Consider the following 17,829-nt stretch of genomic DNA (forward strand, 5'->3'; position numbering starts at 1 on the left):
GAACGGCGCGGCCCCCTCGTCCAGTTCATCGGGTGGCTGTCATGAGTCGCGCCCGTCGATCCTTTCCGCCCGCGCTGCTGGATTCGTTGCGGGCAATGACGGTGCAGGAAACGCTAGACCGGCTGGGCCTGTACTGGAAACGTGAACCTGGCTTTGTGCCGGTGAAGGAGGGGTTTGGGGAGCAATGGAACCAAAAACCAACGTAAGCCCTACCAACGCTTTTCGGTGTCTTCTTCCCAGGCGCCCATCTCGACAAAACAGTTGCGCATGTCGGCCTCCTGGCTGATCTCGGTCAGCAGGTCATGCACGCTCTTGTCCAGCTCATCGTCGCTCCGATACGGAATGGTCAACTCATAGTGGCCGGCATCCAGCCGCTTCATGCCATAGGGCTCCAGGCAGTAGCGCTCAATGTTCTCCGTGGCCCGCTTCCGGCCGCGCACGAACTTGCTGTTATTCACCACCGCGAGGCGCAGGGTGACGGTGGCCACCCGCTCGGCGGCGGGCGGCTCTGCCGGCGACGCGGCCGAAGGCTGCTGGTCGCGTGACCTGGCGCTCTTCTGGTACGCGCCGATCTCGACACCACGGTGGCGCAGGTAGCTGTACAGCGTGCTCTTGGAGATGTGCAGCTTCTCGCCGATCGCGCTGACGCTCAGGCGACCTTCGCGGTAGAGGGTTTCGGCCGCCATGGCGGTGGCCTCAGCCTTGGCTGGCAGGCCCTTGGGACGGCCACCGATCCGGCCACGCGCCCGTGCGGCCGACAGACCCGCCTGAGTCCGCTCGCGGATCAGCTCGCGCTCGAACTCCGCCAGCGAGGCGAACAGGTTGAACACCAGGCGGCCTTGGGCGTGGGTGGTGTCGATGGGGTCATTCAGGCTCTGTAAGCCGACCTTGCGCTCTGCCAGCTCGCCGACCAACTCGACCAGGTGCTTGAGGGAACGCCCAAGGCGATCCAGCTTCCAGATCACCACGGCATCACCCGGCCGCACGTTGGCCAGCAGTTTGTCCAACTCCGGCCGGGCGCTTTTCGCGCCGCTGGCGATGTCTTGGTAGATGCGTTCGCACCCGGCCTGTTTCAGGGCATCGACTTGTAGGTCGGCTTTCTGATCCCGAGTGCTCACTCGCGCATAACCGATCTTCATCAAAAGTACTGTTTACTCGACTACGTTAGTAATAGTTGAACTTTGATTAAGCGTACCAGTTATTTGAACCGTAGCGCGGGGAGCTTAACGAACCGAGCCATTCCTCGATAGAGTTCGGCAAAACCTTCGTTTTGTCGAACCATTGCATCGCCCTTTGTGATTGGCGTATAAACACACAAACACCTATTAGCGGAGAACGCTATGAATACCATTCGCTGGAATGTCGCCGTCTCGGCCGACACCGACCAGTCGCTTCGGATGTTTCTGGCCAGCCAGGGCGGCGGCCGTAAGGGCGACCTGTCGCGCTTCATCGAAGAAGCGGTACGGGCACACATCCTGGAGCTGAGCGCTGAGCAGGCCAAGGCCGCTAACGCCCATCTGAGTGAGGCAGAATTGACCAACGCGGTTGACGAAGCGCTCGACTGGGCACGTAAGCGCTGATGCGGGTCGTGTTGGATACCAACATCCTGTTCAGCGCCCTGATCTCGCCACATGGCGCGCCCGATGCGATCTACCGTGCCTGGCGGGCGGCGCGTTTCGAGGTGGTGACCTCGCGGATGCAACTCGATGAAATTCGTCGAGCCAGCCGCTATCCCAAGCTTCAGGCCATCCTACAGCCCGCCAAGGTGGGCGCCATGATCAATAACCTGCAACGGGCTGTGGTACTGGAGCGCCTGACCATCGAGGTCGAAGCCGATGATCCGGATGACTCGTTTTTGCTGGCCATGGCCTTGGCGGGCGATGCGGACTACCTGGTAACCGGTGATCGCCGCGCCGGCCTGCTGCAACGCGGGCACATCGAACGCACGCGGATCGTCACGCCCGCCGTGTTCTGCGTCGAGGTGCTGTGATCAATGCCGGTCGGTTTTCTGACTCAAGAGCAACGCGACGGTTTTGGCCGCTATGTTGATTCGCCCAGCCGTGAAGAGCTGGAACGTTACTTCCACCTGAGCGATGAAGACCGTGAAGCCATCCAGGTGCTGCGGGGTAACCATAACCGTCTGGGTTATGCCGTTCTGCTGACCACCGTCCGCTTCGTTGGCGTTCTGCCGGACAAGCCCGCCGCCGTGCCGGTGGAAGTCCTGCAGGTGCTTTGCCGACAACTGGCGATTCCAGACCCCGACTGCCTCCAGCGCTATAGCGATCATCGCCGCTGGATACATGCCACCGATATTCAGAACCGCTTTGGCTATCGTCATTTCACCGATCCGGGCATCGGCTTTCGCTTGAGCCGCTGGCTGTATGCCCTCTGCTGGACGGGCACCGACCGGCCGGGAGTGCTGTTTGAGCGAGCCACCTCGTGGCTGTTCACACAGAAAGTCCTCCTGCCTGGTGTGTCTCAACTAGAGCGCTTTATCGCCCAGTTGCGCAGTCGGGTCGAAGAACGCCTCTGGTTTACGCTGGGCCGCAGCGTGACTGAGGAACAGCGATTGCAACTGCAAGACTTGCTGACGGTGGCCGAAGGCAACCGCAGCTCCCGGCTGGATCAATTGCGCTCCGGCCCGGTCATGGTCAGTGGCCCCGCGTTGATTCGGGCACTGCGCCGGCTCGATGACGTGCGCGGCATCGGCATCACCTTGCCGGCGGCGGCGCACATCCCTCCCAGCCGTATCGCCGCCCTGGCCCGCTTCGCCAACACGGCCAAGGTCACCGCGATTAATCGGCTGCCGGCGTCGCGGCGGATGGCGACACTGGTGGCCTTCGCACTCTGCCTGGAGGCGACTGCGCACGACGACGCACTGGAAGTCCTGGAGGCCTTGCTGCGCGACCTGTTCAGCAACGCGGAGAAGGCCGACAAGAAAGCCCGCATGCGCAGCCTGAAAGACCTGGATCGGTCGGCCGCGACGCTCGCCGCCGCGTGCAAGGTCGTGCTGGACAGCTCGATCAGCGATGACAACGTGCGCGCCCGGCTGTTCAACGACCTGCCGAGGACCACCCTGGAAAAGGCCCTGGAAGAGGTCAACGCGCTGATCCGCCCGGTAGATGACGTCTATTTTCTTGCATTGGAAGCGCGCTACCGCAGCGTGCGCCGCTTCCTGCCCGACCTGCTCAAGCACATCCGCTTCGGCTTCAGCCCGGCCGGCAAGGGCGTGGCGGCTAGTCTGGAGTGGCTGCAACTGAACCTGCCGCGCCGGAAGCCAGAGGATGACGCGCCGCAGGAGATCGTGGCCAAGGCTTGGCAGAAGCACATCACCCGCGAAGATGGCTCCCTCGACATGGGTGCCTATGTGTTCTGCACGCTCGATGCGCTGCGCACGGCCCTGCGCCGCCACGATGTCTTCGTCTCGCCCAGTTGGCGCTATGCCGACCCGCGTCTTGGCCTGCTCGACGGTGCCGAATGGCTGGCGGCGCGACCGATCATCTGCCGGTCACTGGGCCTGACCATCGACGCCAAAACCACCCTGGACGCCTTGTCCGTCGAGCTGGATGCAACCTGGCTGGCAGTAGCCGCGCGCCTGCCCGACAACCCGGCGATTCAACTGAGCGAGAACACCGAGGGCAAGACCGAACTGTCGCTCGGGGCGCTGGACAAGCTGGACGAGCCCTGCTCGTTGCTGCAACTGCGGGCGGCCGTGTCTGACCTGATGCCGCGTGTCGATCTGCCGGAAATCCTCTTGGAAATCGCCGCCCGCACTGGCTTTTCCGAGGCCTTCACCCATGTCTCCGAACGCAATGCACGCGCCGACAACCTGGTCACCAGCCTCTGCGCGGTGCTGTTGGGCGGGGCCTGCAACACCGGCCTGGAGCCCTTGATCCGCACCGACAACCCGGCGCTGCGCCGTGACCGGCTGTCCTGGGTCAGCCAGAATTATATCCGCGACGACACCCTGTCAGCGGCTAACGCCATCCTGGTCGGAGCGCAAAGCCAACTGGAACTGGCCCAAGTCTGGGGTGGCGGCGAGGTCGCCTCCGCCGATGGCATGCGCTTCGTCGTACCGGTGCGCACCGTGCATGCCGGCCCCAATCCGAAGTATTTCGGCACCGGCCGGGGTGTCACCTGGTACAACCTGATTTCCGACCAATTCTCCGGCCTCAACGCCATCACCGTGCCCGGCACGCTGCGCGACAGCCTGGTGTTGCTGGCGGTCGTGCTGGAACAGCAGACCGAGTTGCAGCCGACGCAAATCATGACCGACACCGGGGCCTACAGCGATGTGGTGTTCGGGCTCTTCCGCCTACTTGGCTACCACTTCAGTCCGCGGCTGGCCGATGTCGGCGGTACCCGCTTCTGGCGCACGCGCCCGGACGCGGACTACGGCAAGCTCAACGGGCTGGCCCGCCAGTCGGTCAAACTCGACCTGATCGCCGAGCACTGGGACGACCTGCTGCGCCTGGCCGGCTCGCTCAAACTCGGCCGGGTGCCGGCGACTGGCATCATGCGCACGCTGCAAACGGGAGATAGACCCACCCGGCTGGCCCAGGCGCTGGCCGAATTCGGGCGGATCGAAAAGACTCTGCACACGTTGACCTATATCGACGACGAGTCCAAGCGCCGCGCCACCCTGACCCAGTTGAACCGAGGCGAAGGCCGGCACAGCCTGGCCCGCGCCGTGTTCCACGGCAAACGCGGCGAGCTCCGCCAGCGCTACCGCGAAGGCCAGGAAGACCAGCTCGGTGCTCTGGGCCTGGTGGTGAACATCATCGTGCTGTGGAACACCCTCTACATGACGGCGGCCGTGGAACGGCTCAAGCAGCACGGCTATCCAGTGCTGGAAGAGGATTTGGCCCGGCTATCGCCGCTGATCTACGAGCACATCAACATGCTCGGGCGGTATTCCTTTGCGGTACCGGAAGAAGTTGCGCGCGGCGAGCTGCGGCCACTGCGTAATCCAGACGACGACCTGTGATCCCCCTAAACGCTATGAGCAACACCCAAGCTGCTGCTGGATCGGCGGGCACTTCACCGAGCCGAACGAACAGAAAACGCAGCAATCCCCTGGGTTGGGGCGCAGCAGCGCCTTGCAGTTGCTGCACTCGTAATAGAACTGGCAGGCGTCCGTGGGCATGGTTTCCGGCTTGGCGAAGCCGCAGCGCGGGCAAGTCAGCACGGACTCAAGGACAATGGCGCTCATCGTGACCTCACTTCTGCACTGTGGAGGGGTATCCCGCGTTCGCGGTCGCCTCAGTCAGTGCCTCGGGCTGGGCCTTATCGGGATCGTAGGTGACGGTCGCCGTCTTCTGGTCGAAATTGACCTGGACGTCACTCACGCCGGACACCTTCTCCAGCGACTTCTTGACCGTGATCGGACAGAGTCCGCATGTCATGTTCTGCACGTCGAGCGTGACGGTTTTCGGGGGAGCCGCCAGCGCCACGAAGGGCAAGGCGAAAAGCACGGCGATCAGCAGTTTGCGCATGGTTAATCTCCTTCAGTAGAACAGCGGGGCGAGCCACGGCACGGCCAATAGGCCGAGCAGCAGCACGCTGACGATCCAGAACACGAGTCGCTGTCGCACGAGCGTGCGCGGATCGGCGCAGGGTGTACCTGGCGTACAAACCTGTGGCACCAGGTAGAGCTTGCGGAATGCCAATCCCAGGAACAGTAGAGTCAACCCGATGAAGAGGGGGCGTAGTGGCTCCATCATGGGGTCACCTCAGAAAACGGAAAAAATCGTACGGTAAGCCGCTGGCATGGTCTAGCTTCTCGCAAACGATCGTTTTTGAGAGGCTTCAATGAGAATCAGATCCGCGCTAGTGCTGGTATGGCATGTTGCTTTCTCGAAAACCACTCTCATATTGCACGGCTGAAACAGCCGAGTTTCGAGAACCACGAAAATGCTGTTTCTAGGGGTTGGCAGCTTGCGCAAAGCCGCGCAGTTGCTGGGTATCGGATCTCTTAACGTGCTTTAATTTCCGAATTCTGAAGCGACCCCATCATGGTCAGAGCGCCCACCCACGTACCGCCGACACCGAGTGCCAACAGCACCAGTGGCCCGACACAGCACACCGACGCACCGATGGCGGTCAGCGAACTCGCGACCAGCGAGCCTTTCCCGGTGAGTTGCATCCCCATTCCCATCTCCTGAGCCTGATTGCCTAGGTGCTATTCTAAACTCCGTACCAAAGTACGGAATCAAGGAGAAAGTGATGGCCACAGAGCTGACCATTGGCAAGCTGGCAGACGCCGCCGGGGTGAACGTCGAGACGATCCGCTACTACCAGCGACGCGGGCTGCTGGATGAACCAGCCAAACCCTTGGGTGGCCATCGGCGCTATCCGGTGGACATGGTGAAGCGACTGCGTTTCATCAAGCGGGCTCAGGCGCTGGGTTTCACGCTCTCGGAAGTCGGTGGACTGCTGACGCTGGATGAGTCGTGCGCCTGTGCCGAAACGCGAGCACGGGCTGCACGCAAGCTCGCGTTGATCGAGCAGAAGATGGCCGACTTGGTCGTCATGCAGCAACTGTTAGGCGAACTGGTGCAGCAATGTGATGCGGGAGACGGCGGAACGATCTGCCCGATCATCGAGGCACTGATCAGAGAGTAATGCCTGGCGGGTGAGCTGGAGATCGGAAAGCCCCTTTACGGTGGGATTCAGAGCTTACGTTGGTTTTTGGTTCCATTGCTCCCCAAACCCCAGGGATGCCTGTGGCATCGGATACATCGTCTAGGGAGAGACCTCGGCGGACGAATACGCCGGCCAGGTTCTTCTTGACCGCGAGCACATATGCCCGGTCATCATCATCGATATAAGCGCGGCTCATCCTGTCGGTTCCTTTTGAGCATTCCCGCGCTCTTTTTGTCGGTTTATGTGTCTGTTTCTGTCACGTTGGCAGCACGTTCGCCGCCACTGTCAAAAATGACAGTCATTTTTGATCAGAAGATAGACTATATCGATCACTTCTGGCGGGTGTCGTGGAACTGGTCGGAGTAGGATCTATCCCGATAGCGGTAAAAATAACGGGATAAAAAATGACAATGTGCAATAACGGGATTTCGGCTGGCCAACTGTGGGAGTTGATTGACGAACTGGCGGATTATATTGGGCCTGATGTGGCTGATGAGGTGGTGCTGGCGATGGTAAGTCGCATCAAGGCCATCTCAGATGGACAAAAGGGCCACCTGGTGGTGACCCTTCATGATGTCAGTGCGTGACCGCCTTGAACTGATTAAGCCTCGCAAAGAAGGCCTCTCGCTCTTTCAGGCTCATGGCAATCAAATCGGCTACACTCGTGCCTCTTTCTTCGGTATGATCTGTCCGTTGCATGTCTACCTCCAATAGATTTGCAACTGCGCGGGCTAGGGTCTCTTACACCCTGGCCCGTGCTGTTTCTGGTTAACGGGTTTCGTCTCGTTCCAACTTCTCGCGTACAGCCTCGATGATGTACGCAGTGAACAGCAGGGTGGTTTTGCCCTCGCTCTTCAACGCTGCATGACGGTTGAAGAAATCAACCGGCATGTTGCGGATCTCTTTGGCCTTGGTCTTTGGCTTGTCGATGGTCGCCTCTTTGGCCACCTCCTGCATTGTGGCCCCTCCTGTCAGCTTGTCCCAGTCTACGATCTTGCCTTTGCCAGCCATTTAAAATACCTCTTTAAATATGAATATGATATTAAAGTAATACCAAAATAATATTAATTCAATAGTTCGGTGATTTCAGCAATCAATTCGGCGACCTCTTTTCCTGCTTCACCGTGGCGAGTGCTGGCCCGTTCGGTGACACCCCGCCCCTCCATCATGGCGGCTGGGTAGTCAGCGCGGCGAGACAAGCGGCTGCGCATCAGGGTCATGTGGGGTTGCCGGGCCAGCTGATTTGCCATGCCCTGGTAGTTGCGCCGTGCCGGGTTCGTCCTGGTCATCAGCACCTGGGCGGTGATATGGCGGTCAACCGCTTGGCTTATCTCCTTTACTACATCGTGCATCTTGACCAGCCCGATCTGCTCTGACAGGTCGTCATTGCTTGGGCAGATCAGCAGGTCAGCCATCGCAATGGCCGCCCGGGTGCGGGTAGAGTCAAAGCCGCCGCAGTCGACCAGCACCAAGCCTTGATGGTCAGCCTCGAGCAGCTGCTGCAGGTGGGCAGTATCACGGGGCACCACTACGTTCCATTGCTGCTCAGGTTCGCGCTGACGGTTGATTATGCTGATGCCCTGGTGGGCATCCAGATCGATGATGAGGGAGGGAGCCATCGCGCCGGCCAGCTGGGTGATAGTGGTGGTTTTACCTACGCCGCCCTTGTTGTGCGCGACTGCAATCATGGTGGTTTTCTTCATGTCGTTCTCTCCAGTTTAATATCTTAATGGGATTAAAATAATATTAAATTGGTATTAAGGCAAACAAAAAGGCCGCTCACAGTGTGACCGGCCTCACGCATTACAATGTGACTTTCTCAGCATTACACCCAGATATTGCGGCCAGCAGTTTTGATGCGAACCATCACCACCCCGGGCCGCCCTCCGCGAACCGGTGAGCGTTGCTTTATGGTGTCCTGGTAGTCGGCAGACAGTACAGCCAGCAGCAGGCAGAGGACGCGACTGGCAATAACGCCGAGGGAAAAGGCGCGGGCGATCATGTTGGCCTGGGTTCTGGCTCCAAGCTTTTTCTTGATGGAGGTCTCGGCTGCAGCCCGGTCGATGCTCTTCATGCCGGTCATCTGTTCGATCTCGCTGTTCGTGGCGCCCTCGGCCAGCAGCAACATCATGCCCAGTTCCCTGGCCGTCAGACCGTGCCCCGGGATTGCTTTGAAGTTAGGCCCGCACAGTTCCATGTTTGTCTCCTTCCGTTAGCCTCAGTTGTTCCAACAAGTCGCTATTAAGGTGATCGGGCCTGCCAAGCATCACCATGGATTTAGCCACTTCCAGTTCGTGGGCTCCCTCTGCCCCCCTATCCAGTTCTTTGCGCAACCTGCTTACTTGGTGCATCACCAGGATCGCAGTTTCGCCGCCCTCTCCTTCGTTGAGCATCTTCTCCACCAGGGCTTCGATAATGGCCGCATCGCGCGCTGCTGCTGTCAGGAGATCGGTGGTGTATGTCGTGTTACTCATGGTCGCAAAATCCCGAATTTGTGTTACTAACTGTAGTTCGTACAGATGCAAAAAAACCGGGCATCGCCCAGTCTACTTTTTCAGATTAAAGATCAGTGATTTTGCAACGATATGTGCCACTTATGTTCAGGGCACCGACTTGCTCATCGGTCAGTTCTTCGCTCTGATGGCCATCCGTGATCTTCCACTTGCCGCTTGTGAGCGGGGTTATCCAGCGGATCAGGGTCTTACCGCCTTCCGCATTGATGGCAAACAATCCCCCCTCTGTCGGCATGCCTTCGCTGCGCTCGAAAAAGAGGATGTCTCCCTTCTTGTGTGGCCCCATATCGGAGCTAAGCGGGTGGGCGAAGGTTTCACCGAGCAGCACCTCCCTGGCACCGCCGCCGGCGCGATTCAGGATTTGGGTTCCTATCTGGTTGCGTATCTTAAACTCCTGGTCGCTGATCGGGTCATCAATCAGCCCCATCAGGTAGGCCGCGCAGACATTGAACTCAGGCGATATCACCCTGTCCATCAGGTTGATCCAGCGAGCAACGACATCCAGGCGCTGACCCCGTTCATAACAGGTGTATATGGCTCTAGTCAGGCCCAACGCCTCCGCCGCTTTATTGGAGTATTGATACCCGGCGTCCATTCTCGATTTTGCGATGCGATGACCGATCAGCTGAGCCAGCTGCTTGTCGTCATCGGCGGTCGGTTGGATATGAGTCATGTTCGTCTCAATTGGGGACTGTGTTCTACATAGTGTAGCACTGACAGTGCCATAGTACATAGATTGAAGCACAGCTAGTGCCATTCCGTTTCCCCATGCTATTATCTGCTACAGTTAGTAGCAGAAATGGGGTTTTTGATGACATTTAGTGACGCAATCAAAGGGCACTGGCCGGCCGCTTCGATGGCTGAGACGCAAAGACAGGCCGCTGCTGCGATGGGGTTGTCGTTCTCGCAGATCCAGAAGCTGTGTCGGGGTGCTCGCATTCCTGGCACAAAGTCGCTGGTCGCCATCAAGAAGCACCTCCCTGACTTCAATATGAGCTGCCTGATCCCCGATGAGGAGGTCAGTCAGTGATCGTCGCTATCGTCTCCCCCTCTGCTGCTGCGCAAGATGCTTACATCCACAAGGTGATGGCCGCCAGTTCACGCTGTTATCGCTTCTCGGTGCAGGGCCGCAAGGCCTGTGACCGGGAGGGGGTATTGCTCGAGGCGCTGCGCCGCGATGCGAGCAATTCCTCGCTGACGACATTGGTGCCGGTTACCACTCAAGAAGAAGTCTCTGCCATTCGCCTGATGGGGGGCTTCGTTGGCCATGTCTACGGCCTGGCACACCCTCAAATCAGGATCGAAAAGACCGATTTCATCTTGGCGAATCCTGCTGCAGTCAAGCTGCAGGCCGGCCACATCCCACCCCATGAGCTGTGCAGCGAGCTGCGAACCAGTTTGCTGGCGCAGCGAGATCGCATCGGGAGGGCGTGATGTTTATCGACTACTACCGCGCAGACCCTGCTGATATCGCCAAGGAGATTACCTGCCAATTGAAGGCGGGGCTGCTCGTTTACAAGGCTCGGCGCGGTGAGATCACTAAAGAGAAAGTGAAACTCGAGATCGAGAACCACCCCGAATCTGAGCGTGACTGCCTGCGAGCATGGTGCAACCACTATCGCCGAGTGGCGGCGCTGCATGGCGAGGTTGCAGATAAATGACCCTCTCTGACGCGCTCGATTCATGGGCCCAGTGGGCCTATAGCGGCCAACTGATGCCGCTGCAGTCCGTTGGCCAGACCGGCAAGGTGATGGAGATGCTGGCGCTCGGGGTGACTGGCCCGGGGCACAACGGCGCATCTAAAACCACCACATCATCAGACCTCATCGAGGCGACCATCGAGGCCGCCGTGATGCGCCTCGCTGCGTCAGGCGCCATCGGTGAGAAGCGGGCCGCCGTGCTGCGGGCCGAGTACCTGCTCCCCGTTCGTGATGCTACCCGCGCCCAAGAGGTTCGGGCCATCACGCTCAAGATCCCGCTGCGGACATACAAGCGAAACCTGGCTGCCGCCCGGGATTACGTCATGGCTGCGTTGGAGGCGCAGCCATCCATTCCACGCATTGTAAGAGGATGACGTGATGATCAGTAAAAAAGTGAAGAGTTACGAGAGTGACACCAAGGCCATGCCAGCCCTCAAGCGCCGGCAGGAGATGCGCTCGCGCTTGGATGATATCCAGTATCTCAAGTCCCGCAACCTGACCGAGAAGGATGTCAAATGAGTGGCCTTGCGGATGTCGCCCGTGGTCGAAGGGGCAAGAAGAAGAATAAGACGACGGAGCAGATCGAGCGGGAGAAGCAACAGAACCGCGAGCGGGTAGCCAGAAGCAGAAAGAAAGCTGCCGAGTTGGCTGCCCAGTTTGTGCCTGGTGAGGCTTGCAGCGTGCTGATCAAGCTCGATGCGGCCGATTCAAAGGCGCTCGGCGAGGGGATGCGCTGGCGGGCCCTCTGGTCGGCCAAGGCGTATGACCTCAGCGAGTACATCCAGATGCTGATCATTCGTGACAAGCAGGCGCTGGCTGAGCAGATGGCGCGGATCCCGCCGTGCCGCAAGTGCGGCGCTCGGCTGCCAGATAGCTGCAACCGCCTTCACTACGGTGAGGAGGCTTGCGTTTTGACTTACTTTGGAAAGGGGTTGGCACTATGAGACTGAGTCATAAAAGGAAGGTGGCCCACAAGCGTTCGGGTGCCGCCAAAGGGTGGGCAAGGGTGGTGCGCGCTCGCCATATATTCAGCGAGACTGTCAGGGCGGCAGCGTTATATGCTGCGGTGGCGCTCGCGGCGAATTGGCCTTGCGAGAGACCTGCCTTGCCGGTCTATGGCGATAAGCCAAAGCCCTCTCTTATCGCTCGAGGTGTTTCCCTGGTGAAGGAGGCGCTTCGTAGACTCAAGGCGGCCGGTGAGGCTCAACGCAACTTGCTGCAGGGTCGGCAATGACCTGCAGTCCAAAGTGCATTACCGCCAAGCTGACTGATGCCGAGATCCGGCGTCAGTCAGACAACCCCCTCTGCCGCGAGTTGAAAGACCCGCGCTATCCGGTGTTGCTGCGCTATCACAAGGCCCGTGACAGGGCCTCTTATATCTATGTCGGTCATCACAATGGCCGCCCGCGCTGGCGCAAGCTGGCCACCTGGCCGGCCACCCCGGCCGATGCCTTTTTCAAAGAGATGCCCCGCCTGATCGCCTCTGTTGTGGCCACTCCTGACGCTCACGAGAAGATCAGCGAGTGGGCCACGTTCGGCCAGATGCTGCGCTGGTATCTGGAGCGGGTGAAGGGGGATCGCCGCCTCTCCCGTAGCCGGCGCGATGGCATCACCAGTCAAATCCGCCGTCAGCTGCTCCCCATCTGGGGCGAGCTACCGCTGGCGCTGAGCCGCCGCGCCATCGATGAGACCGTGATGGGCTGGCAAGCGAGCTACCAGCTCGAGACGGTGCGCGGTGGGTACAGTCTGCTGCGTTCGGTCATCAAGCTGGCCCTGACCCTGACTCTGCTCGATGCCGACCCCCTGCTCGGTCTGCGCTTTTGCGAGATCGTGCCAACCCGATCCCGCATCACGGCTGGCCGCCTGCGCCCCAGTCATGCCCCTGCCGTGCTGGCCACCCTGCCAGCCGCCAACGTACCGCCCCGGGTGCTCTGCCTGCTGATGCTGCTTCATGGCACCCGTATCGGAGAAACCCGCCGCGCAGCCTGGCGCGACTTCGATCTGGTGGGTGAGGGGGCAAGCTGGCACATCCCTGGCAGCACCACCAAAAACGGTTGTGATCACACCCTGCCGCTGACCCCTGTCGCGGTGGAGCTGCTGACATCCTATCGCCGCTGGCAGCAGGTCAATGGCTACCAGGGGGTTTACCTGTTCCCTCATCGCGCCGGCCAGCTGTCAGCCCGGGAGGCTACCCGCTGGGTCGCCGGCGTCTCTGACCGTCAGTGGCGAGCCCACGACCTGCGCAAGCTGGCCAGGACTCGCTGGACGGAGCAGCGCACCGACTATCACATCGGTGAGGCTCTGCTCAATCACAGCCCAGGCAAGTTGGCAAAGACCTATGTGCAGAGCGACCTGATCGACCTGATGCGGGCGGCCCTGGTCACCTATCACGACTGGCTTGCCACCCGTGTAACCGGCATCAATGGTATTAATGTAATATCATTTGAATATCAAAATAATATTAAAATGATTGACGGCTAGGCGGAATCCGCCTAGTATTGCTCTCAACGGTGGCACACAGAAAGCCACTCGGATTCAGAGGCGGCTAGTTGATGCCACCGATGGAAACGAGATGAGACTGAGTGATGTAGCGACCATCAAGACCCACTATCCCGAGGCTGATTTCTGGCTAGTGCGTCGAGGCTCTTTAAAAACCTGCGGCCAGCCAACACGGGAATACAACCCGGAACACATCGGCATAAAGGTCACCCGAACGGATATCCTCCTGCCGGATTACCTCTACTACTGCATGATGTGGCTTCACCAGTCGAAACGCTGGGAGGCGCTGGCCACGGGCACATTGAGCCTGGTCAATATCAAGGTCTCTGACGTTCGAACCATCGAGCTGTCACCGAGATAACCCCGGGGGCTAAAGCCCCCGGCATATCGGCCAGCAAAGGAGAGAGTATGAAAATCGAGTTACCCGGCATTGCCGACCAACAATTGATGGTTTTCCTGGCATCCCAGAAAGAAGCCCTGGAGACCATGAACAAGAACCTGGATGCCAAGGTGATGCGGGCGCCGCTGGCGGTGGATGAGAACGCCTATCCCCGCACTCACTTGCTGCGCGAGCGCGAGGGGTGGGAGCCGCCGCACAAGGATCTGGTCGCCGCCTACTTTCAGCAGTTCAAGGAGCTGTTCGGTTATGGCTCTGACAAGGAGATGGCTGAGCTGCTCGGCTTGTCGAGTGATAGGCGGGTGCGGGAGTTCAAGCAAGGCAAGAGCACCGTCCCCTATGGCGTGTGGCGCCGCTTCCTGGTGATGACCGGGCGGGCCCCGCAAGATGTGATCCCCGTTCTCGGGGTGGTTGTTAGCAAGTAACGAGAGAGAATCAAATGAGCACGACTAATCGCACTGTCGGAACCATTGAAGAAGCCCTGAAACTGGCCCAGCCCCATGAGCTGCTGGCCGCCTTTGTACCGAGTTTTAACGACCTCACCGGTCAGTTGGATGAGGTGTCTCAGGAGCGGGACGAGTTGTCTATTCAGACCGCCGCCCAGCACACCCAGATCCTTGATCTGCAGGCTCGCCTCGCCGACATCGAGCAGGAGAACGAGAGTTGCCGTGAGGCGGCCCGTAAGGCGGCTAGGATAGGCAATGAGTCCATTGCGCTGCAGACGGAGAAAGCTCGCCTGCAGGAGCAGCTTAACCAGTTGCAGCAGGTGGTCTCCTCTTATGGCGGCGTGAACGGCATCAACAAGCTCAAGGAGCAGGTTAAACGCCTGCAGAATGGCAACGCCGAGAAGGATGCCCGCATCAGCCAGCTGGAGCGGGACAATGGCAAGGCTCGCCACGATCTGACCATCGCCCAGCGTCAGGCCATCGAGGCCCACACCAAGATCGATTTGCTCCAGCGCCAGCTGGCCCACGACACCGGTAGCGGTCTCTATCACAACGGCGAGCATCACCTGATCATCTGGCCACAAAAGACCAAATTCCAACGCCCTAATGGCACAACCTTCGAGGCCCGCTCCCTGCTCTACATGCACCAGTCAGGCCGTGGCGGCTTGTTCACCTACAGCGAAGAGGGGGGCACGATGTTTGCTGCCTCCCCCAAGCCGGGTTTGAAGCCGTCAAAGGAGGTCCAGGAATTTGCCCATAACTGGCTGTTCAAGGTCAACAGCCTGCAGGGCGGGATCGTGCAGGAGTCTGACATGGTGCCGGTCGATTTCAACGGCTATGCAAGCCAGCAAGCGGCGTGATGGGGGTGTGAGATGAGTTCAACAACTGGCGACAAAATCGAGCGCGACAACTACCCAACTCCGGTCGATGTGATCAACGCCATGCTGGCCAAGATGGGATGGCGTCCTGGCGATATCTTCCTTGAACCGTGCCGGGGTGATGAGAGCCGTATCTATGACCGGGTGCCGTTACCTGAATCACAGAAGGACTGGGCGGAGATCTCGATGGGTCGCGATTACCTGGCCCACGACTTCGGCCGTAAGTTCGATGTGATCATCACCAACCCGCCGTTCAGCCTGACCGAGGCGTTTCTGGAAAAGAGCCTGGCCGAGCTTAAACCGGATGGCACCCTGATTTACCTGCAGCGGGTCAACTTCCTGGGCTCCATCAAGCGGGTGCCGTTCTTTGCCCGGATTGGCTTCCCGAACAAGACGCCGGTCATCATCCCGCGTCCCCGCTTTGCCAAGGGCGGCACCGACTCTTGCGAATACGCCTGGATGGTCTGGGATCGCGGCGGCCGATTCAATGTGCCGAACGGCATCAGCCACCTGCTCACCCGCGCCGCTTGATAGAGGAAATCATCATGGCATCAGTAACCGTTGACGTTGACCTTGATGAGTTCGATTCGTGCGACCTCATTGATGAGCTTGAATCGCGGGGGTATGTAGTCCAGGGCGAAAAAAGCGCGCCCGTTGACTCAACACCATCTGACCTTATCGAGCGCCTTTACTACGCCTTGGCCAACAATGACCAGGACACCATCAACAGTACCGCCACAACCCTCTGCTATGTGCTTGGCGGCCGTATTCTGTAAGGGAAATCATGATGGAACAACAAAACATTGAGCCGTGGGCTCGCGCAGTGCTGGCTGAGCTTGACTATCTTGAGGGGCGCAGAGAGGTGCTTTGCCACTTTCTTGCTCAGTCATTGGTGCGGGACACGCTTCCGGCAGATGAGATCGCGCTGCTTGAGGCTCAACACCGCACCATGCAGCTGTATGCCGATATCTTGCGCCACCGCTTGCTGGGTAGCGGTGCTGAGGTTGATTCAGCCGGTGACCCTCCTGCATTCCAGGATCTTATCGTGGAGTGTGTGGCTGGTCAGTTGCGCATCTCGGTTGGGGTGAAGGCGTTCTCCCATGCGCTCGCCACCGGCAGATACGGGATGCGCAAGCTGTCGGTCATTGATGCCGAGGTGTTTGCCAAGGAGGTGGCTAAGGAGCTCACGCGGTCGCTGGAGCACGGTGGCACCTTGGTTCACAGTATGTTTGACCAGGCCGCCGGATTGGCTGCTGACAGGTTCGCTCACTGGGTTGAACGCAGCCCCTCGCCAACGCCTCATCAACAGACACACCATGACGGTGAGTAACTTTCCGTGAGGATTTACGATGCAAAAATGGAATAGCCGGGTGACCTACTCCCCCGCCAGAGTCTGCAAGTTATGGCACCGGTGGGAGCTGGTTAAGCTGGTCGGCGCGGTCAAGTATTTCGCCTGCCGGGATTGCCTCTCTCGCCGCGCTGAGCATCACAGCTTGTTGCGGGCATCAGCAGGGGTGATCCAGATGGATTGGGTGATGCACTTCACCGACAGCCTCTCGCCAACCTTCCCGCCCAGGAACCCGCCACCCAAGCGCCCATAACTTTCCGTGAACACCAGGGCGGCCCTGCTGGTATGATCACCAGGAGGCCCGCCCTTCACTCTCTCGATACCCTGCCGGATTCCGGCACTAAACAGAGAGAGCCCCCATGTACTACCATCCAAAGCCCGCCGCCAGTCATGCAGCCGCCCTGCGCCCTGGGCAACTTCGCCATGTGATCCGGGTTGCCTCGATAACAGGCCGCCAGCCCATCCGTGATGTGATGTTGCTCTGGCTCACCCATTCAACCGGTGTGCGCGTCACCGAGTTGGCCAGCATCGAGATCCGCGACCTGCTGCACCCATCCGGCCAGATGCGCGAAGAGGTCTATCTGCGGGCCGCTATCACGAAGCACAGCAGGCCCCGCACCATCTACCTTACCCACTCCAAGACAATCGCCTCCGTGGAGGCGTGGCTTGCCTACCGCCGCGCCCGTGGCTGGGGTCTGTCATCCGATCCCGAGTTCCGAGGTTTTCGCCCTGATGAGCGCCTGGTGCTGACCCATAAGGGCCGAGCCTTCGAGCTGGCCCGCAAGGTTCGCCAGCTCAACACCGGCCCCGTCGAGTACCGGTGCTGTGATGCGCTCCAGCAGTTGATGAGCAGGCTGTACCGGCAGGCCGGTATCAAGGGCGGCAGCAGCCACTCAGGCCGCCGAACGCTGGCGGCCAAGGTGCTGGCCAATACTGGACGGGTCGAACTGGTACAGCTGCTGCTGGGTCATGCCGAGCCTGATCATGTGTGGCCCTACCTGGACGTGAGGCCCGATGTGATCCGGCTGGCGTTCGAGGTGGCGTTGTGATTGTTTGAATAACGGATTGCTGTTATTGTGAAATAACGCATATGTGTAATCTGTGAGTGGATATGACCCCTGAATACATTAAGACCCTGCTCAAGCTGACGAAGGTCAGCAGCGAGGCGACCGTTGCCGCAACCATTGCCCACCTCTGCCACGGCAAGACCCAGCCAGAGGCAGCTGATGCCAATGGTGTTCAGCAGGAGGCTGTTGCCCGCCTGGTAAAGCGCCTGCGTGAGCTGGATAAAGTCGTGGCCGAGGCCATCGCAGAAAAGGGAAAAAATAACAGTTAAAAGTTATTGCAATATAACATCAAAGTGTTATCTTTATCTCATCGAGACGGGGCTGGCCCGGACACGC

General features: G+C 59.5%; 32 protein-coding genes. 22 read left to right on the forward strand and 10 right to left on the reverse strand.

Going from position 1 to position 17,829, the window contains the following annotated elements; genetic code table 11:
- Positions 1-206, forward strand: a 206-nt coding sequence (locus PG883_RS08810) for a hypothetical protein (protein ID WP_442866370.1), incomplete at its 5' end; no start/stop codon positions are given.
- Positions 207-209: 3 nt separating this feature from the next.
- Here PG883_RS08810 and PG883_RS08815 read toward each other — a convergent pair.
- Positions 210-1,139, reverse strand: a complete 930-nt coding sequence (locus PG883_RS08815) for a recombinase family protein (protein WP_003150544.1) — start codon at positions 1,137-1,139, stop codon at positions 210-212.
- Between the two features lie 201 nt (positions 1,140-1,340).
- Here PG883_RS08815 and PG883_RS08820 point away from each other — a divergent pair, with 201 nt between their 5' ends.
- Genes PG883_RS08820 through PG883_RS08830 form a run of 3 tightly spaced genes read left to right on the forward strand, consistent with a single transcriptional unit; the run spans position 1,341 to position 4,987 of the window.
- Positions 1,341-1,580, forward strand: a complete 240-nt coding sequence (locus tag PG883_RS08820; RefSeq protein ID WP_003089107.1) for a ribbon-helix-helix domain-containing protein — start codon at positions 1,341-1,343, stop codon at positions 1,578-1,580.
- Complete coding sequence (locus PG883_RS08825) at positions 1,580-1,990, forward strand: putative toxin-antitoxin system toxin component, PIN family (RefSeq protein ID WP_003150546.1); 411 nt, start codon at positions 1,580-1,582, stop codon at positions 1,988-1,990. Before PG883_RS08820 ends, PG883_RS08825 begins: the two co-directional genes overlap by 1 nt.
- A gap of 3 nt (positions 1,991-1,993) precedes the next feature.
- Positions 1,994-4,987, forward strand: a complete 2,994-nt coding sequence (locus PG883_RS08830; protein WP_033995769.1) for a Tn3 family transposase — start codon at positions 1,994-1,996, stop codon at positions 4,985-4,987.
- A 12-nt stretch (positions 4,988-4,999) separates the two neighbouring features.
- Here PG883_RS08830 and PG883_RS08835 read toward each other — a convergent pair whose 3' ends face one another.
- The 4 genes from PG883_RS08835 to PG883_RS08850 all read right to left on the reverse strand — a co-directional run bounded on the left by PG883_RS08835 (position 5,000) and on the right by PG883_RS08850 (position 6,151).
- Complete coding sequence (locus PG883_RS08835; RefSeq protein WP_003089113.1) at positions 5,000-5,212, reverse strand: GDCCVxC domain-containing (seleno)protein; 213 nt, start codon at positions 5,210-5,212, stop codon at positions 5,000-5,002.
- Between the two features lie 7 nt (positions 5,213-5,219).
- The gene (gene merP, locus PG883_RS08840; protein ID WP_003150552.1) at positions 5,220-5,495 is read right to left on the reverse strand and encodes a mercury resistance system periplasmic binding protein MerP; all 276 of its coding nucleotides are present in this window, start codon (positions 5,493-5,495) and stop codon (positions 5,220-5,222) included.
- Between the two features lie 12 nt (positions 5,496-5,507).
- The gene (locus tag PG883_RS08845) at positions 5,508-5,723 is read right to left on the reverse strand and encodes a mercuric transporter MerT family protein (protein ID WP_225865360.1); all 216 of its coding nucleotides are present in this window, start codon (positions 5,721-5,723) and stop codon (positions 5,508-5,510) included.
- 251 nt (positions 5,724-5,974) lie between these two features.
- Positions 5,975-6,151 (reverse strand): mercuric transporter MerT family protein, encoded by a 177-nt coding sequence (locus PG883_RS08850; RefSeq protein ID WP_224873767.1) that lies wholly within the window; start codon positions 6,149-6,151, stop codon positions 5,975-5,977.
- A 74-nt stretch (positions 6,152-6,225) separates the two neighbouring features.
- Between PG883_RS08850 and merR the strand changes: the two genes are divergently transcribed.
- A complete protein-coding gene (gene merR / locus PG883_RS08855) occupies positions 6,226-6,624 on the forward strand; it encodes an Hg(II)-responsive transcriptional regulator (protein WP_003089120.1) in 399 nt (132 codons plus the stop codon).
- 425 nt (positions 6,625-7,049) lie between these two features.
- Positions 7,050-7,232, forward strand: coding sequence for a hypothetical protein (locus PG883_RS08860; RefSeq protein ID WP_270807082.1), 183 nt, complete (start codon positions 7,050-7,052; stop codon positions 7,230-7,232).
- Between the two features lie 181 nt (positions 7,233-7,413).
- Here PG883_RS08860 and PG883_RS08865 read toward each other — a convergent pair whose 3' ends face one another.
- The 5 genes from PG883_RS08865 to PG883_RS08885 form a co-directional block, all read right to left on the reverse strand.
- Positions 7,414-7,656 (reverse strand): hypothetical protein, encoded by a 243-nt coding sequence (locus PG883_RS08865; RefSeq protein ID WP_270807083.1) that lies wholly within the window; start codon positions 7,654-7,656, stop codon positions 7,414-7,416.
- A 53-nt stretch (positions 7,657-7,709) separates the two neighbouring features.
- Positions 7,710-8,348, reverse strand: a complete 639-nt coding sequence (locus PG883_RS08870; RefSeq protein ID WP_270807084.1) for a ParA family protein — start codon at positions 8,346-8,348, stop codon at positions 7,710-7,712.
- A 122-nt stretch (positions 8,349-8,470) separates the two neighbouring features.
- Positions 8,471-8,842 (reverse strand): helix-turn-helix transcriptional regulator, encoded by a 372-nt coding sequence (locus PG883_RS08875; RefSeq protein ID WP_270807085.1) that lies wholly within the window; start codon positions 8,840-8,842, stop codon positions 8,471-8,473.
- Positions 8,823-9,119 carry a hypothetical protein gene (locus tag PG883_RS08880; RefSeq protein WP_270807086.1) on the reverse strand — a complete coding sequence of 99 codons (297 nt, stop codon included), beginning with the start codon at positions 9,117-9,119 and terminating at the stop codon, positions 8,823-8,825. The genes PG883_RS08875 and PG883_RS08880 overlap by 20 nt, the downstream gene beginning before the upstream one ends.
- A gap of 85 nt (positions 9,120-9,204) precedes the next feature.
- A complete protein-coding gene (locus PG883_RS08885) occupies positions 9,205-9,831 on the reverse strand; it encodes a hypothetical protein (RefSeq protein WP_270807087.1) in 627 nt (208 codons plus the stop codon).
- 138 nt (positions 9,832-9,969) lie between these two features.
- On the opposite strand from PG883_RS08885, the gene PG883_RS08890 reads away from it, so the two are divergent.
- From PG883_RS08890 to PG883_RS08965, 16 genes are all read left to right on the forward strand, one after another.
- Positions 9,970-10,188 carry a helix-turn-helix domain-containing protein gene (locus tag PG883_RS08890; RefSeq protein WP_270807088.1) on the forward strand — a complete coding sequence of 73 codons (219 nt, stop codon included), beginning with the start codon at positions 9,970-9,972 and terminating at the stop codon, positions 10,186-10,188.
- On the forward strand, positions 10,185-10,592 hold the full coding sequence (locus PG883_RS08895; RefSeq protein ID WP_270807089.1) for a hypothetical protein: 408 nt from the start codon (positions 10,185-10,187) through the stop codon (positions 10,590-10,592). Before PG883_RS08890 ends, PG883_RS08895 begins: the two co-directional genes overlap by 4 nt.
- On the forward strand, positions 10,592-10,819 hold the full coding sequence (locus PG883_RS08900; protein WP_270807090.1) for a hypothetical protein: 228 nt from the start codon (positions 10,592-10,594) through the stop codon (positions 10,817-10,819). The genes PG883_RS08895 and PG883_RS08900 overlap by 1 nt, the downstream gene beginning before the upstream one ends.
- Positions 10,816-11,232 carry a hypothetical protein gene (locus PG883_RS08905; protein ID WP_127008609.1) on the forward strand — a complete coding sequence of 139 codons (417 nt, stop codon included), beginning with the start codon at positions 10,816-10,818 and terminating at the stop codon, positions 11,230-11,232. Before PG883_RS08900 ends, PG883_RS08905 begins: the two co-directional genes overlap by 4 nt.
- A gap of 4 nt (positions 11,233-11,236) precedes the next feature.
- A complete protein-coding gene (locus PG883_RS08910; protein ID WP_270807091.1) occupies positions 11,237-11,377 on the forward strand; it encodes a hypothetical protein in 141 nt (46 codons plus the stop codon).
- Entirely contained in the window at positions 11,374-11,802 is a 429-nt protein-coding gene (locus tag PG883_RS08915; RefSeq protein ID WP_270807092.1) for a hypothetical protein, read from the forward strand. The genes PG883_RS08910 and PG883_RS08915 overlap by 4 nt, the downstream gene beginning before the upstream one ends.
- A 286-nt stretch (positions 11,803-12,088) precedes the next feature.
- Positions 12,089-13,339, forward strand: coding sequence for a site-specific integrase (locus PG883_RS08920; RefSeq protein ID WP_270807093.1), 1,251 nt, complete (start codon positions 12,089-12,091; stop codon positions 13,337-13,339).
- 91 nt (positions 13,340-13,430) lie between these two features.
- Positions 13,431-13,718 (forward strand): hypothetical protein, encoded by a 288-nt coding sequence (locus PG883_RS08925; RefSeq protein ID WP_223952165.1) that lies wholly within the window; start codon positions 13,431-13,433, stop codon positions 13,716-13,718.
- A 47-nt stretch (positions 13,719-13,765) separates the two neighbouring features.
- A complete protein-coding gene (locus tag PG883_RS08930; protein WP_270807094.1) occupies positions 13,766-14,179 on the forward strand; it encodes a hypothetical protein in 414 nt (137 codons plus the stop codon).
- Positions 14,180-14,193: 14 nt separating this feature from the next.
- Positions 14,194-15,060, forward strand: coding sequence for a hypothetical protein (locus PG883_RS08935; RefSeq protein WP_270807095.1), 867 nt, complete (start codon positions 14,194-14,196; stop codon positions 15,058-15,060).
- Between the two features lie 12 nt (positions 15,061-15,072).
- On the forward strand, positions 15,073-15,609 hold the full coding sequence (locus tag PG883_RS08940; protein ID WP_270807096.1) for a DNA methyltransferase: 537 nt from the start codon (positions 15,073-15,075) through the stop codon (positions 15,607-15,609).
- Between the two features lie 14 nt (positions 15,610-15,623).
- A complete protein-coding gene (locus PG883_RS08945) occupies positions 15,624-15,854 on the forward strand; it encodes a hypothetical protein (protein ID WP_270807097.1) in 231 nt (76 codons plus the stop codon).
- Between the two features lie 8 nt (positions 15,855-15,862).
- The gene (locus tag PG883_RS08950) at positions 15,863-16,408 is read left to right on the forward strand and encodes a crAss001_48 related protein (RefSeq protein ID WP_270807098.1); all 546 of its coding nucleotides are present in this window, start codon (positions 15,863-15,865) and stop codon (positions 16,406-16,408) included.
- 19 nt (positions 16,409-16,427) lie between these two features.
- Positions 16,428-16,679 (forward strand): hypothetical protein, encoded by a 252-nt coding sequence (locus PG883_RS08955; RefSeq protein WP_270807099.1) that lies wholly within the window; start codon positions 16,428-16,430, stop codon positions 16,677-16,679.
- Between the two features lie 106 nt (positions 16,680-16,785).
- Positions 16,786-17,475, forward strand: a complete 690-nt coding sequence (locus tag PG883_RS08960) for a site-specific integrase (protein ID WP_270807100.1) — start codon at positions 16,786-16,788, stop codon at positions 17,473-17,475.
- 62 nt (positions 17,476-17,537) lie between these two features.
- On the forward strand, positions 17,538-17,762 hold the full coding sequence (locus tag PG883_RS08965) for a hypothetical protein (RefSeq protein WP_270807101.1): 225 nt from the start codon (positions 17,538-17,540) through the stop codon (positions 17,760-17,762).
- Positions 17,763-17,829 lie beyond the last annotated feature (67 nt).

It is taken from the genome of Aeromonas sp. QDB25 (assembly GCF_027707725.1).
In the GTDB taxonomy this organism is placed as follows: Bacteria; Pseudomonadota; Gammaproteobacteria; order Enterobacterales; family Aeromonadaceae; genus Aeromonas; species Aeromonas caviae.